A 14,914-nucleotide genomic window follows, 5' to 3' on the forward strand; every position below is an offset into this window, starting at 1 on the left:
TGGTCTGAATGGATCGTTCTAGTACTCAAAGAGTATTAGCAATACGCTCAAGCGTTGCTTGTCGTAATTATTTGATACATACGCAGGAAGTCATCCCCCGCTCCTTGGCTCCGCCGCCGCGAGCCGCGTAAATACGGGGCCGCACCGAGCCAGGGGTACGTCCTAGGAGAATTCCGACAACGTCCCACAGATAATGAGTACGAGAAATAAGGAACTTGCCGAACTTGGATTGGCCCTCTACCCCACCTTGTTTTACCCAGGTCCGATAGATAGCCCCGCTCCAATTAACGCGCATTGCACCTTGAACGTGCTTTGAAGGATGAACGCCTTCGAAAAAGTTATACCGCACCACGACTTCTTCCTTGATATGGAAATCAAGCGTTCAATTATCAGGACTTAAATAATGATTAGAAGATACAGATTGAGGGCAAAAACCAGTTCAGATGTTTACCGGCCGGCCGTTCCGGCCCTGAGCGGGCCCGGACAGGTCACTCGATGGGTTTTGCAAGGCACGTACACACCGCCGCCAGCCAGCGGGTGTCATGGGGAAAGGGAGGGATGGGGATCAAGCCGAAGGCAGCGCAAGAGCCCGGTGATGACTCTTGCGCAAGACGGGATCAGGCGGGGTCGACAACCTGAAGGGCAACGCGCTCGCGGCAAGGGCATTCGCCCATGTACCGGTGAGCTTCGACAAACTCGGAGAATGGGAAGACCCGAGTCTTGAGGGGCAACAGCACGCGATCGGCGGTCAGTTGATTGATATCACGCAGTGCTCGCTGCAGCGCCACCTGGTCCTGGAGGATGCCCAGTTCCGGTTTGCCGGTAAAATTGCCGATGCAGTGCACGAAGAACTGAATGTTCTTCTGGAACGCCGCGCAGGCCGGGAACGGTGTCTGGTTGCCGCCCTGCAAGCCATACAACACCAGGCTGCCACGGGGTGCCAGCACATCGCCCAACAGCGACATTTGCGGCCCGCCAAGGCCGTCGAATACCACGTCGACGCCACGGTTGTCGGTGAGCTTGTTGATTTGCATCAGCAAGTCCTGCTCTTCGGTAACGATGACTTTCTCGGCGCCCAGCGACAACAGGTACTCACGCTCGTCAGCCGTCTTGGTGGCCGCGATCACCCGCACGCCCAGGGCCTTGCCCAGTTGGACAAAGGACGGGCCGGCGCAATGACTGGCATCGGTGACCAGGGCGAATTGTCCCGGCTTGACCCGTGCCAGGTCCATGTAGGCGAAATACGCGATCAGCAGCGGCGTGTAATGCACGGCAGCTTCGATCGGGCTGAGCACGTCGGGATAACGGGTCAGAGCGGTGCGTGGTAGCACGATGACTTCACCGTACACCGGATAATCGTTCGGGCTTTCGGCCGGAAAGCTGGCGACCTTGTCGCCCACGGCCAAGTCATCGATGCCGTCGCCGACGGCCGTGACCACGCCGGCCATTTCATGGCCCAGGCCCGAAGGCAGGCGTGCCTGGGACGACGCCAGGTTCTGGCGCCACAAGGTGTCGTACCAACTGATGCCGATCGCTTCGACGCGGACCTGCACTTCTCCTGGCGCAGGAAGAGCCGCCGCATGCTCTTCGCATTTGAGCACCTCGGCACCACCAAACTTGTGAAAACGGATCGTGCGGGACATCGCAAACCTCGTCAAAGTAACCTCTAATGCCATGAACTCTATCCGGGCTTTGTAGCCAAGACCATCAGTGGCTATTAATAGTCGACATGCCTGTCATTGATTCCGCAGCAAGAAAACCAACCAATCCTGTAGGACTTAACCTAAGAAAACTCAATTAGCCGGTGCAGAGTACCAGCCTTTCCCCGTAAGATTCATGCCGGCCATTGTTCCCATATGGCCGCTCACGTCAAGCTTGCCGAATCTGCCAGGACCCCAGATGAATCGTAATGACCTGCGGCGTGTCGATCTGAACCTGTTGATCGTGTTCGAAACATTGATGCATGAACGCAGCGTGACCCGCGCGGCCGAGAAGCTGTTTCTCGGCCAGCCGGCCATCAGTGCCGCGCTGTCGCGCCTGCGCAGCCTGTTCGATGACCCACTGTTCGTGCGCACCGGCCGCAGCATGGAGCCGTCAGCCCGGGCGGTCGAGATCTTCGCCCTGCTCTCCCCAGCCCTGGATTCGATTTCCACGGCGGTCAGCCGCGCTGCGGAATTCGACCCGGCCACCAGCACCTCGGTGTTTCGCATCGGCCTGTCGGACGACGCCGAATTCGCCCTGCTGCCGATGCTGCTCAAGCGCCTGCGAGCCGAAGCGCCGGGCATTGTGCTGGTGGTGCGTCGGGTCAACTACATTCTGATGCCGGGCCTGCTGGCCTCCGGTGAAATCTCCATCGGCGTCAGCTACACCGACGACCTGCCGGCCAACGCCAAGCGCAAGGTCTTGCGGCGCAGCATGCCCAAGGTGCTGCGAGCCGACACCGCGCCGGGCCGATTGACCCTGGACGAATTCTGCGCCCGCCCCCACGCCCTGGTCTCCTTCGCGGGGGACTTGAGCGGTTTCATCGATGAAGAGCTGGCGAAACTCGACCGCAAGCGCCATGTCGTATTGGCCGTGCCGCAGTTCAACGGCTTGAGCACGCTGCTGTCGGGCACCGACATCATCGCCACCGTGCCCGACTACACCGCCGACGCACTGACCGCCGCCGGTGGCGTACGCGCCGAAGACCCGCCCATACCGGTACGCAGCTTCGAACTGCACATGGCCTGGCGCGGATCCCAGGACAATGATCCGGGGGAGCGGTGGTTGCGGTCGCGGATTCAGATGTTTTTCGGCGACCCTGAGAGTCTTTAGGCGTTGTCGGGCAGGCGATTCAGTTGATCATTTTTGCCTTTCCACAAACCATGGAGCTCCATTCATTTCCAGTGGATTGCTGCATTGGGGGCACATCTGAGGGCATGCTTTGGATGGTTTGAAAAGGATGCCCCCAGCCTAAGGCCAAGCAAGCTATTGATGAGGGTAACTCCGACCGGACTCTCCTACGAGTGGCTATACCGGCCTGAGACTTTCAGCGGAATGGTGAACATCCAGCCGGTGAACATTTGACTGATTATCCGCCATCAAGTGGATAGATGCGTGCAAATATAAAAAATTATGATGGCACAATGCCTCGGAAACCAGCAATATCCACACGTTCCCAGCGGATTTGAAGGAGCGGTTCCGATGACATGGCCAGTCACGCTGAAACTCGACAGCGCAGCCTACCCGCTCAGCGTGGTGCAACGCGCCGCTTACTCCCTGGCCGACATTGTCGCGATCCAGGTCGGTATTGAAGCCAATCAGATAAGCCTCACGGCCCACCCCGCTGAAGCAAGGCTAACGCTTTCCCCGGAGCAGGCTCACTCGCTGATCCTCCAGCATCTGAACGACTTCGCCCTACGCGACCATATCAACCGCGAAACAGCAGGGTTGCGCGAAGTCTTGGCTCGAGCCGCGCTCGCTGGATGTGGGATTTCGCAGTGACACTGATCGCGACAGACGCCAAGCACTACCGCTTGCTGCCTTTTCGATTCATGCGCATGAACACGGGACATGACCGTGACATCCTGCTCACCTCCGATACCGGTGAGTACATGCACGTGAACGACGCGCAATTACGAGCCCTCAGTTACTTCGACGTTCAAGCAAGTACGCATTTTTACAAGGACCTGCTGGCCCGCCACTTCATCTACGAACCAGGCCGCCACGACCCGTTCCCGGAAATGGCCGCGCAGTATCGCAGCCGCAAGGACTTCCTCTTCCAGGGCCCTGCACTGCACTTGTTCGTGGTTACATTGCGCTGCAACCACACCTGCCAGTACTGCCAGGTGTCGCGGGCCCCTCTGGGAGGATCCGGCCACGACCTGTCGGAAGCGGATGCACAGGCGGCGGTCGATCGCCTGTTCGAATCGAACGCTCCCGCCCTGACTGTGGAGTTTCAGGGTGGCGAGCCGCTTCTAGCCTTCGAGCGCGTCCGCCAGATTGTCGAATGGGTCGTTGACCGGAACGTGGTCGAACAACGGGATATCCAGTTCGTCATCACCACCACGCTGCACCACCTGACGGAGGAAATACTCGACTTCGCAGAACAAAATCGCATCCAGTTTTCGACCTCGCTCGATGGGCCGGCGCCCTTGCACAATGCCAACCGCCCTACCCCGTCACGAGACTCCTACGAACGCACTGTAAAAGGCATCCAGTGGGTCCGTGAGCGCCTTGGCCATGATGCAGTTTCCGCGCTGACCACGCTGACTTCAAGAAGCCTCGAACAACCTGAAGCGATCATCGATGAGTATGTAAACCAGAGCTTCTCCAGCATCTCGCTTCGGCCTCTGAGCCCTTATGGGTTTGCCACCAAGAGTGCCCATCGACTTGATTACCCTATTGAGCGATACCTGGCCTTCTACAAGAAGGCACTGGCCTATTTGCTGCATATCAACCAACAGGGCGTATACCTCTCAGAGAGTTATACGAGCCTGTTGCTGAAGAATATCCTGACACCCTTCTCCTCCGGCTATGTAGACCTGCGCTCCCCTGCTGGCGCAGGCACTGCGGCGCTGGTTTACAACTATGACGGTTACGTCTATCCCTCGGACGAAGCCCGAATGTTGCTGGAGATGGGTGAAGACGGGTTGAGGCTCGGCACCGTGCAACAACCTTTGTCCGAATTACTCGGATCGACCGTTATGAATGCGTTGCTCGCCAGTGGTGTAGCAGAGGCGCTGCCGGGCTGCTCCGACTGCGCACTTGTCCCGTACTGTGGTGCTGACCCCGTCGAACACTATGCCCGCCAAGCTGACCCGATCGGACACCGAGTGTTCAGCAGCTTCTGCAAGAAGAACATGGGGCTGCTGAAGCATATTTTCGGCCTGCTTTGCGATGGCGACGACAACGTGCAGAGGGTGCTGCTGTCTTGGTTGAACAGGCGCTCTTACAACGATGTCCGGTTCCCGGGTTACAGGGGCTGATGGCGATGCTACGCAAAGATACCCACTTCGAAATCCATCACCTGAATGAGCCGAAACTGCTCAAGGTCATCACTCTGGATGAGTTCATCGAACAAGGCCTGGCTGTTTGTGCCGGAAGCGCTGAGTTCGGTGACCTGCTGCTTTGGCTGCCAAACGAAGAACGGCTACGGAGCCCGCATCTGCTCTCATTACCAGTGGGTGGATTCCTGATCCCGGAGCCATTGATCGGCGACTTCGACAGCATGCGGCCACACTTGCACTCCCCCAAAGATGCGGATGTCGTGCAGCCCGGCGATGTCATTGCCATCACACCTGGCAACGCGATGGTGCGAGTACTCTATCGACGAGGCTCAGACAGCAACCTGCTGTTCATGACCGATCGTTGCAACAGCCTCTGTTTGATGTGCTCGCAGCCGCCCAAAGATATCGATGACCGTTGGCACATCGAGGAGAACCTACGGCTGATCGACCTGATGGACTCGGACGAGGAAAATCTGGGAATCAGCGGCGGAGAACCCACGCTTTATCGCGACGGCCTGCTCGAAATCCTGGCCAAGTGCAAAGCCGTTTTGCCACAGAAATCCATTCATGTACTCAGCAACGGGCGTCTGTTCCAAGACCCGAGCTGGATCGCAGCGCTCTCTGCCATCAGCCACCCTCAGTTGAGCTGGGGCATCCCCCTGTATGCCGACAATGCCGAAGACCATGACCATGTGGTGCAGGCTCCAGGCGCGTTCAGCGAAACCCTGCAAGGTCTTTACAACCTGGCCCGCGCCAACCAGATCATCGAGATACGCGTGGTACTCAATCGCCTGACCACGCCACGCTTGCCCGAGCTCGCCCACTACGTGTTCAGGAACCTGCCCTTCGTGCGGCATGTTGCGCTGATGGGTATCGAAAGCACCGGCCTGGCCAGGAAAAACTACGAAGAACTGTGGATTGACCCGCTGGACTACCAAGAGTCGTTGAGCCAGGCCGTGTATTTCCTGTTCAACCGCGGAGTGCCGGTTTCGATCTACAACTTGCCCCTGTGCCTGATCCCGGCCCACCTCTCGCGTTTCGCCCGCCAGAGCATCTCGGACTGGAAGAATCTGTTCATCGATACCTGCCAACAATGCGCTGCCGTCAAACATTGCTCTGGCTTCTTCAAATCCCACACCGACCGCTGGCAGAGCCGCGGCGTACAACTACTATCGACCGAGGCCTTTAGCGCCTATGCAAGGAGTGCACAGTGAAATTGCTCGACCGCTGGAAAGTCCTGATCAGTGGGATCAGTCTGCTGCCAATAGCAGGTACCACCCTTGCACAGGCGGGCCATCTGCAACTCGCCGATGCGAACTGGCAACCCAACGACAAGCCACAGCCCCCGGTATTTGCCGATACGCTCAATGCGCCAGACACCGTCAACATCTATGCGGCACATCGCTCGCACAGTTCACACCGGTCCCACAGTTCGCACAGTTCTCACTACAGCGGCTCGGGTGGCTATAGCGCACCTCGCTACTACAGCCCACCCGCTACCAGTACCCGAAGCTACAGCGCGCCGAGTGCTTCGAGCAGCACCCCAAGCAGCAACAGCCTTTATCAGTCGTCTGGCACTACCAGCGGGACAAGTTCGAGCACTTCTAAGAGCCGCGCGACCAATGAGCAGAAAAGCAGCCTGGTCACCCGTGTGCAGACCGCGCTGATGGTGCGCCAGTATTACCAAGGCACCATTGATGGGGTGATGGGCAAAGCAACACGTGGTGCGTTGATGGCCTTTCAGATGGACAGTGGGCTGACCGTGAATGGCCGGATGGATACACCATCGCTGAATGCGTTGGGGATCAAGATTCCATAAGTCGCTTCAGGTTAAAGCTAGCGTCCGTTCAGCAACGGAGGAATTATCCCATGCAGCATATCATTCAGGTCGACAACACTCTCTGGGCATTGACCAGCCGCCTGCAAGGCAAGGAACTGCAAATACCGTCGCGTAGCGCCCGTTTCCGTATCACGACCGTTGATGCAAATCGCGTTGTGATTGAGACCGGATCGGAAGACTCGCAGTCGGCGCTGACTCGAGCAGCTTTCCAGCAAACGCTGGACTACCTCGCTGGTAACAATCATTTAGGACAAGCACAAGCTGTGGAAATCAGCTCCAACCATACGTACGAAAAAGCCGGCCCACTTTGCCAAGCGGCTCGTTACAGAGCCGAAAATAAACCGGGCAGTCTTCATTATTGAAGCAAAAGTAGAAATTTTCATTTGGGCTGTTGCAGACAGCAAGGGACAGAGCCTTGTCAGACCTAAATTATCAAAAACAGGCGCAGGACTACTATGGTAAGGCCCCCGTCATCATTCTGGGCAGCGGCGCGTCCGCTGCACATGGCGTGTCTGGAATGTGGGCATTGGCGAACCACTTGGTCGAAAATACGGACATTTCAGGATTGAACACTGCCGAGATCGACGCGTGGGCTAAATTCTGTCAGTTGCTGAAGGATAATGTCGACTTGGAGGCAGCCCTGCACCAGGTCGATGCTTCTAACACGCTCACGGCAAGAATCATCAAGTCCACTTGGGCGCTGATAAACTCTGAAGACAGCAAAATCTTTCAGGATAGCCTCCAGAACAATTCGATGTTCCCCCTGAGTCGGCTGCTTGAACATATGTTCATGAGCAGTCTGAAAATTATTAACATCGTGACTACGAATTATGATCGGTTGGCAGAGTACGCCTGCGATCAGGGTCGGATTCACCACTACACCGGGTTCACGCATGGTTATTTCCGCCAGCTTGCAGCTGCGACGGAAATAACCGCTGCGCGCCGCGTAAATATCTGGAAGGTGCATGGATCCCTTGATTGGTTCCAGTCCCCTCTTAACGATACCGTTGCCTTCTCAGTCACTCAGGATGTACCTGATAAATATGAGCCTCAGATCGTAACCCCTGGCAGCCAGAAATATCAGAAAACCCACCTTGAGCCATTCCGTTCCATCATCAACAACGCCGATACGGCCATTAATGAGGCAGGCTCATATCTGTGCATTGGCTACGGTTTCAATGACGAACACATCCAGCCGAAGCTCATGGCGAAATGCCTTCGCCAGAAAGCACCAGTCACAATTATAACCTTTGCGCTTTCCGAGTCTGCCAAAAGACTAATTCTTGAAGGCAAGGCCCAAAACTATCTGGCAATCGAGCGCGGCGCAACAAACGACCAATCAATTGTCTACTCCTCTCTGAGTGATACCCCAGTGACGGTAGAAAGGAATATCTGGAGTCTTGAAGGTTATCTGTCACTCATAATGTAGGAAAACAATATGCCGATTTTTAATTTTAAGGATGAAGAAGCGCTTGGAAAAGTGGCCTCCGTCGATACCGCAACTGTCATGGTGGAAGTGGAGAATGTCCACCAGCTCAAGCGCCTGCAGGTGAACCATCTGGCCGTTCTGCAAAGCAGCAGGATCGGCCAACACCTTATCGGTCTCATTACACAGGTGACACGGAAGCGGGCCATCGGCGATCTCGTAATTGATGGGATCAAGGATCAACCTTCTGAGTTGAACCTGTGCCGTATCTCTCTGATTGGCACCATGCTTGACCGCGATGGAGAACGTGAGAATGTTTTTCGCCGTACGCTGGAAAGCGTTCCAGAAATTGATGCCAATTGCTTTTCGCTGGAGGGTGACAATCTTACCGGGTTCATGCGCACACTCTCTAACGTAGCCGCAGGTGGTAACGCCCTGACACTCGGCAAATACACTTTGGATGAGCATGCTGTTGCCTATCTTAACGGCAACAAATTCTTCCAGCGCCATGCATTCATTGGCGGAAGCACCGGCTCCGGAAAGTCTTGGACGACCGCCAAAATCATTGAGCAGATGTCGGGGCTGGCTTCTGCGAACGCGATTGTCTTCGATCTGCATGGCGAATATTTGCCTTTGGTGGGTGCCGGTATTCAGCACTTCAAAGTGGCGGGCCCCGCAGACGTTGAGGCTGGACGTACCCTTGATAAAGGTGTGCTTTACCTACCGTATTGGCTACTGTCGTACGAAGCGCTCGTTTCCATGTTTGTCGACCGGAGCGACCAAAACGCGCCTAACCAGGCCATGATCATGGCGCGTGAAATTAACCAGGCGAAAAGAAAGTACCTTGAGGACAACGACCAAACAGATGTGCTGAAACACTTCACAGTGGACAGCCCGGTTCCATTCGATCTCGATTTCCTGATGGGCAGACTGAATGAGATCAACATCGAGATGGTCCCTGGCGCTAAGGCTGGCAGTGAAAAGCAGGGCGATTTCTTTGGCAAGCTTGCTCGAATGATCTCTCGGCTTGAAAACAAGATCTCCGATAGACGCTTGGGCTTTATGTTCAACGGCGGTGGAGACGTTCTGGATTTCACCTGGCTTGAAAAATTCGCCAGCGCCGTGCTCGGCAGCACTGGTGAGAACGGTAAGGCTGGCATTAAGATTATCGACTTCTCGGAGGTGCCGTCGGACGTTCTGCCGCTGATCGTATCCCTTGTTGCGCGGGTCACGTTCTCCGTTCAGCAGTGGACTCCTTCTGAGATGCGTCATCCTATTGCGCTCCTTTGTGACGAAGCGCATCTCTACATGCCGCAACGCAACATGGCCGATTCTGCCGATGATATCTCCCTGGATATCTTTGAACGTATCGCCAAGGAAGGTCGAAAATACGGTGTTAGCCTGGTGGTGATCAGCCAGCGCCCGTCTGAAGTTAACAAGACGATGCTCAGTCAGTGCAGTAACTTCGTCTCAATGAGGCTGACGAACGCAGAAGACCAAAGTGTTATCAAGCGTCTGCTTCCTGACAGCCTTGGCGGCTTCAGCGACATTCTTCCGACTCTTGATACGGGTGAAGCCCTGGTCGTAGGTGATGCTAGCTTGTTACCGAGCAGGATCAGGATCGACGAGCCCGCAAACAAACCTAATAGCGGTACGGTAAATTTCTGGGACGAATGGCAAAAAAATGCCAAAGATAACCGCCTCTCGACTGCTGTCGAAAACTGGCGCAAGCAGAACATCCAGTAATAAATAAAACCTCAAGGAGCATCTGCCCCTTGAGGTTTTATTGTTCGAACTGAGTATGCTTCTTCCTGCACAGGAAGGATATAGATTTTAGCCCCCCAGTATTCATCCAAGGCTTTGAAATACTGCCAACGCCAGAATCTCTGCCTAACCGCTCTTGGCTATGTCGTTTCAGAAATAGACTATAACTTACTAGCTGAAGGTTGGCCAAAGTCCCCCCTTATGAGCCAGACAAAAAACCAAATATTAAAAAATATTGAGAATGCAATCTTTCGACTCCAAGACCGCGACTTCATATTATTCTCACCAACAAACGAAATCGAGGAGGTTGCAGCCTTACCTCCAGCAATAAAACAGATCACACAGAATAGAAAATATTTTAAATGCGTATGTTCTTTTGAGCGCGTAACATTCTCCACTTCAGAGTTAAGTTTGCCGTATAACCTCCTCAGCCTTTCAGTTTGTCCAGACGTCGGAATGAGTACCTTATCGCCAAGCTCCTGGCTATTTATCAGAAGCTCCACAGGCGTTTCCTGACAAATCTTCGAGCCATCGCGATGCGAACAGACGCTTGAATTCAAACGTTCAATATCATCCTTGCTAGGAATATTCGCCAACCAAGAGTCACCGTATCGTCTAAATTCAGGTTCCGATTGCGTTATCTCAGGAGGTAATGTATTAAAAATACTCCGCGCCCTTTCGCAAATATTTTTTTCTTGCATAGCAAGCGCCAAGTTAGCCTCACAAAGCGAATTCAAAACCGTATATCTGTCATTATAGAAATCTAGATACTTACCAATGATTGCATTGGTTCGAACTTTGCTTTCCTCATGAGATTTCGCCTGTGAATCCACAACCAGATACATACACCCTACAAGTGTTAAGAGACACCATAAATGATCGTAAGCGTGTTTGAATTTTTGGCTTTTAAAAACATTCGCCACCATCATAATAGCGGCCCATCCCCACATAAATGCAATTAGAAAGCTTGTACCATTACTCCAAAACCCTCCAATATAACCCGCCCCCAAATGAAACTCATTCGGAATGAAAAGAACCAGCGACATAGATATACCCAGCAACGACAAAACGCCTGGTAGGAGTACGATTGCGAGCATGGCTATTCCCGCCTTTTTCCCGAGAATAAATCCACCTCTAACAAGCATGAGCGCGAGAGGAGCAAGCAATACAAACAACAGCCCTGCGATTATTTTCACTCCCGCGACCGGACTTAAATTAAGTATGGGTAGCGGGAAATCTGGGTCATGGATATTATTCAATAAGCCAAATAGACCAATACCCTCAAGATTTTGAGATATGCCGTATGCCGCTATGTATGCGAAGAAAAAATACGGCTTAAAAAATATGAATATCAGCTGCACTATATCCCACCAGTGAAAACCAAAGAATTTTAGCCAACAGTATAATTCCAATCATGAGCAATGCGCACGCAGCCTCATCAAGCCAAAAGCAACAAACATCCTTGTATCGATTCATATAAAGATCAGCGGCGATTCGCTAAGCCAATGGGTCGATGCAAATTACTCAATTTCTGCGTCCGCTCATCACATCTTAGTCTTCCCGATCAGATGGGTTTGAGGTTCATCTTGGCTTCAAAAATCAGCAGATCGCTTTCCTCGTTGTTGATCATCATGTTGACTAGGCGAGGGCTCACTTCGATCTCGCCGCCGAGCGTCGCACGCACGGTTTCGGGGTACCGTTCGAGCATCAGATCCGCCAGGCCATGGCTGTAGCCATCGCGGATGAGCTTGATCTTCGTATCATCCGCAGTACCGTATTTGATGAGTTTGTAGAAGCCTAGATCCAGCGCACCTACCCCATTCAGCACCTCGACGAACTTGAAAATCTTGTTGTCAAAGAAATCGTCCTCGTCCTTGAGACGGACGATTGCCAGGTTAATACGCTCGCCGTCATCCTTTTGGGAGATTTTTACCCAGTTCTCGTACTTGCTGTCGCGATATTTGGTATCACCCCATTTACCCACGAATACGTGATCGCTATGGCTAGTCTCGACCAGCTTTTTCCAGTACGCGAGCGTCTGTCGGATCGTCTGCTTGACGCTGAGTTTCTTCAGCTTCCAATCCAGGATCATGGCGTAGAAATTCCGGGCAGGCTCTTGCTTCAGACGCAACAGGTCGCTGTACTCTCGGCTGTCGTCGAAGTGATCGACGAACGATTTGGAGATCGCAAGCATCAGCCTGTCAACGGTATTGATGACGCCGTTCGCCTCGATGCCTCGCCTGATCTTCCGTTCAATAGCCTCCTCCTCTGAGAACACGTCAATTTCACTGACACTGTTCGCGATGAGGAGCTTGCCCACCTGAGTGGTAACGTACCGACACTCTCGATCTTTAACCACGCCAGGATGCAGATTCTCAAGACGAGCCACGGCGTCGTCGTAGAGAACCGACACCTTCCCATCGATGATCTTGGTGGCTTCAAGCAGAACGTTGCTGACTGTGTCCTTGACCACCTTTGAGACGTTGACGGATTTATCGTAGAAAGTATCAAGCGCTGCATTGTCGAGTGTGTAGCCATTTACGCCCAACAGGTAGATGCTGGACTCCAGCTTTCTCAACGCAGCCTTAGCTCCAGGCGCAAAGACCTCACTGAACCGGTTGACGCGTCCGACCAGGTTCTTGAATTGAGATGGCGTCAGCTTTTGCTTCCCTTTGAAAAAATCAAAAACGAAGAGTCGTTCGATCGGCAGGTTCACCCCTTCCAGAAGCGTGGAGTTGCAGACCAGAAACCTCATCTGCTTGGAGCTACTGAATAGGTTCTCCAAGTAAAGACGGATGGTGTCAGGGATCGAACCATGGTGGTACATAACCCCTTTGCGCAGGCAGCCGATCAGTTTGTAGCGTCGGTCAAAAAGCTCTCCTAGCTCGGCACAGGCCGTCTGGATCAGCGGACAATCTACGGGCGGCAGCACGGCTGCCAGTTCAACCGCAAATGACTCAATGCTTTTCTTCCTGTTGCCGTAAACGATGTTTTTGGACAGTGCTTCGCCTTTGATGAGCTCGAAGCAGTTGGCATACCTCCGATCGAACTCCACCCAGTCATTCAGGAAATGGTCATAGAGCTTGAGCTTCGTCTGGCCCCTCCCTGCCCTAAAATCCCTGATGTAGAAGCGCTCAGACTTGATGTACTCATCGATCTTGAATCCGCTCGGGATCATGTCCAGGAAGCGCACACGGACATTGAGTTCATCGCACAGGAAGGGTGTCAGGAACTTGAACGATGTTTCCGGGTTACGAGCCCCCAGGATGCACAGCATGGCAGCCAGTAACTCATTTCTGCGGTCGCTCTGCAGCAGGTTGTGGGCCTCGTCAACGAAGACCATATCGAAGCTCAGCCCGGCGTTCTCGTTCAAAAGCCTGTTGAGCCGCTCCTGGGTCAGGACAAATGCCCTGTTCTTCCGTTCAACTGAATACATATCGGGGTGGGTCACCACCTTGCCCAGCCCCTCAATGTCCGCGTAGATCAACCGCTTTTTCGTCTGAGCCAGCAGAGCCTTCGAGGGCACGAGGATCAGGATCCGCTGCCCTGGATTTTCCCTCACCGATTGGATGATGAGCTCAGATTTTCCGTAGCTGGTAGGAGCAACCACGACTGACGACTTACGGTACTCCGACTGAACGAATGTCCGCAGGGCATCCTGTTGCTCAGTCAGCACGATGCCTTGATCACGGAAGGTATCGATGTAGCTGCCCACGATGTTTCGGATGAACGACTCGCTACGGTGATCATCCTCGGAAAAGTAGCTGCTGATTACTGCTGAGACAGGGTGCAGACCACTGTTGAGTGCTACATCGTACAGCGCCTGGTACTGACCCGAAGCGTTACCGTAAAACAGAATAATGCGGTAGCCGAGACGCCGAATTTCGAGGGTCTTGTGGTTAAGGAGCAGCACGGCGATCGCCAAAAGTTTCACAATCTCTGTGTTACCCAGTTCGTCTCCCTTGAGGAGTTGGAAATACAGATCCTTGAACTTGGTGTTGCCCAGTTTCCTGATAGTCATCTCTTCCATGCTACTGCTCCGCCTCCTGCCTCAAAAACTCTTCCAGCTTTTCCATGGTGCCTTTGTGGAGGGACAGCACCCACACCGTTTTGAACACAGCTTCAGCTACCAGCTTGGTGGTGAATTTTGACACGGTATTTTCGGCGATAGCCTGGGACACTTCGCTGAACAGGGCAGAGACCAGAAACACATTGTTGTCCGAAGCACTCGCCCCGTCTTCTTCAGCCAAATCACCTTCCATCTCCAAGATCTCAATAACCGAGTCCCGGTAATTAGCTTTGTCGTGGATCGCATTTTTCGCGGCATTGATCGCGTTGAGCCAGTGATTGAGCTCCGGCTCAGCCAAACGCCTCTTGAGGTCATCCCGAGCCAAACGCAATTGCGCACTTGTGGCCGAGCAAGAAGTCTTGTCCGCCCCTCTGCCGCCCGACTTGACCTCGGTGATCCAGACGTTGTTGGTTGAGGTCTCGTATAGGAGGAGATCGAAGCCCTTCCGGATACTCTTCTCTTCCATATTGAAGAACGGGGAGACCACATCGAAGTTGGGGAAGAGCTTCAGAATGATGACGTGAGACAGGAGCTCACCCAGCATACCAATCCGGGTTTCCCAAGTTTTCTTGGAATAGCGCTCGTTCCAGAAGTGCTTAATCGTCGCAGGGTATTTGTAGATCGCCCTGTCCTTGCTGGCCTGATCAGCACCATGGCAGATACGGGTGAGGTTTTCCCTCAGCGCGAGCTTAAGCTCATCAGAAAAATTCTCGACACAACACAGGGCATACTGGTCTACCTGCTTGAAGCTCACGCCATCCATAACACTTCCTACAAACACTAAACCGCAGAATCCTCTTGCGGTTGCCGCGCGCGATCAATGATCC

General features: G+C 53.7%; 12 protein-coding genes. 8 read left to right on the forward strand and 4 right to left on the reverse strand.

Translation table 11 applies throughout. From position 1 onward, the window contains the following. Window positions 1–617 precede the first annotated feature (617 nt). Window positions 618–1,643 (reverse strand): zinc-dependent alcohol dehydrogenase family protein, encoded by a 1,026-nt coding sequence (locus tag AD659_RS06325; RefSeq protein WP_053119386.1) that lies wholly within the window; start codon window positions 1,641–1,643, stop codon window positions 618–620. Between the two features lie 256 nt (window positions 1,644–1,899). Here AD659_RS06325 and AD659_RS06330 point away from each other — a divergent pair, with 256 nt between their 5' ends. The 8 genes from AD659_RS06330 to AD659_RS06365 all read left to right on the forward strand — a co-directional run bounded on the left by AD659_RS06330 (window position 1,900) and on the right by AD659_RS06365 (window position 10,000). Then, window positions 1,900–2,814 (forward strand): LysR family transcriptional regulator, encoded by a 915-nt coding sequence (locus tag AD659_RS06330; RefSeq protein ID WP_014338228.1) that lies wholly within the window; start codon window positions 1,900–1,902, stop codon window positions 2,812–2,814. A 369-nt stretch (window positions 2,815–3,183) separates the two neighbouring features. Next, complete coding sequence (gene hxsD, locus AD659_RS06335) at window positions 3,184–3,483, forward strand: His-Xaa-Ser system protein HxsD (protein WP_053119388.1); 300 nt, start codon at window positions 3,184–3,186, stop codon at window positions 3,481–3,483. Beyond that, the gene (gene hxsB / locus AD659_RS06340) at window positions 3,480–4,967 is read left to right on the forward strand and encodes a His-Xaa-Ser system radical SAM maturase HxsB (RefSeq protein WP_053119972.1); all 1,488 of its coding nucleotides are present in this window, start codon (window positions 3,480–3,482) and stop codon (window positions 4,965–4,967) included. Before hxsD ends, hxsB begins: the two co-directional genes overlap by 4 nt. Further along, complete coding sequence (hxsC, locus tag AD659_RS06345) at window positions 4,967–6,202, forward strand: His-Xaa-Ser system radical SAM maturase HxsC (RefSeq protein WP_053119390.1); 1,236 nt, start codon at window positions 4,967–4,969, stop codon at window positions 6,200–6,202. Before hxsB ends, hxsC begins: the two co-directional genes overlap by 1 nt. After that, entirely contained in the window at window positions 6,199–6,807 is a 609-nt protein-coding gene (hxsA, locus tag AD659_RS06350) for a His-Xaa-Ser repeat protein HxsA (protein WP_053119392.1), read from the forward strand. The genes hxsC and hxsA overlap by 4 nt, the downstream gene beginning before the upstream one ends. Before the next feature lie 50 nt (window positions 6,808–6,857). Continuing rightward, complete coding sequence (locus AD659_RS06355) at window positions 6,858–7,190, forward strand: hypothetical protein (RefSeq protein WP_053119394.1); 333 nt, start codon at window positions 6,858–6,860, stop codon at window positions 7,188–7,190. A gap of 53 nt (window positions 7,191–7,243) precedes the next feature. Further along, window positions 7,244–8,257 carry an SIR2 family protein gene (locus tag AD659_RS06360; protein WP_053119396.1) on the forward strand — a complete coding sequence of 338 codons (1,014 nt, stop codon included), beginning with the start codon at window positions 7,244–7,246 and terminating at the stop codon, window positions 8,255–8,257. 9 nt (window positions 8,258–8,266) lie between these two features. After that, window positions 8,267–10,000, forward strand: coding sequence for an ATP-binding protein (locus AD659_RS06365; RefSeq protein WP_053119398.1), 1,734 nt, complete (start codon window positions 8,267–8,269; stop codon window positions 9,998–10,000). 179 nt (window positions 10,001–10,179) lie between these two features. On the opposite strand, the gene AD659_RS06370 is transcribed toward AD659_RS06365, so the two are convergent. From AD659_RS06370 to AD659_RS06380, 3 genes are all read right to left on the reverse strand, one after another. Continuing rightward, window positions 10,180–11,379, reverse strand: coding sequence for a hypothetical protein (locus tag AD659_RS06370; RefSeq protein ID WP_053119400.1), 1,200 nt, complete (start codon window positions 11,377–11,379; stop codon window positions 10,180–10,182). Window positions 11,380–11,582: 203 nt separating this feature from the next. Further along, window positions 11,583–14,048, reverse strand: a complete 2,466-nt coding sequence (locus AD659_RS06375; RefSeq protein ID WP_053119402.1) for a DEAD/DEAH box helicase — start codon at window positions 14,046–14,048, stop codon at window positions 11,583–11,585. A gap of 1 nt (window position 14,049) precedes the next feature. After that, the gene (locus AD659_RS06380; RefSeq protein WP_053119404.1) at window positions 14,050–14,850 is read right to left on the reverse strand and encodes a Hachiman antiphage defense system protein HamA; all 801 of its coding nucleotides are present in this window, start codon (window positions 14,848–14,850) and stop codon (window positions 14,050–14,052) included. Window positions 14,851–14,914 lie beyond the last annotated feature (64 nt).

The sequence above is a fragment of the Pseudomonas thivervalensis genome (genome assembly GCF_001269655.1).
In the GTDB taxonomy this organism is placed as follows: domain Bacteria; phylum Pseudomonadota; class Gammaproteobacteria; order Pseudomonadales; family Pseudomonadaceae; genus Aquipseudomonas; species Aquipseudomonas thivervalensis.

Excerpts from the sequence above, each read along its gene's own strand:
- AD659_RS06380 (WP_053119404.1), bottom strand. The coding sequence starts at position 14,850 with ATGGATGGCGTGAGCTTCAAGCAGGTAGACCAGTATGCCCTGTGTTGT.
- AD659_RS06355 (WP_053119394.1), top strand. The coding sequence starts at position 6,858 with ATGCAGCATATCATTCAGGTCGACAACACTCTCTGGGCATTGACCAGC.
- hxsD (WP_053119388.1), top strand. The coding sequence starts at position 3,184 with ATGACATGGCCAGTCACGCTGAAACTCGACAGCGCAGCCTACCCGCTC.
- hxsC (WP_053119390.1), top strand. The coding sequence starts at position 4,967 with ATGGCGATGCTACGCAAAGATACCCACTTCGAAATCCATCACCTGAAT.
- AD659_RS06330 (WP_014338228.1), top strand. The coding sequence starts at position 1,900 with ATGAATCGTAATGACCTGCGGCGTGTCGATCTGAACCTGTTGATCGTG.
- AD659_RS06325 (WP_053119386.1), bottom strand. The coding sequence starts at position 1,643 with ATGTCCCGCACGATCCGTTTTCACAAGTTTGGTGGTGCCGAGGTGCTC.
- AD659_RS06365 (WP_053119398.1), top strand. The coding sequence starts at position 8,267 with ATGCCGATTTTTAATTTTAAGGATGAAGAAGCGCTTGGAAAAGTGGCC.
- AD659_RS06375 (WP_053119402.1), bottom strand. The coding sequence starts at position 14,048 with ATGGAAGAGATGACTATCAGGAAACTGGGCAACACCAAGTTCAAGGAT.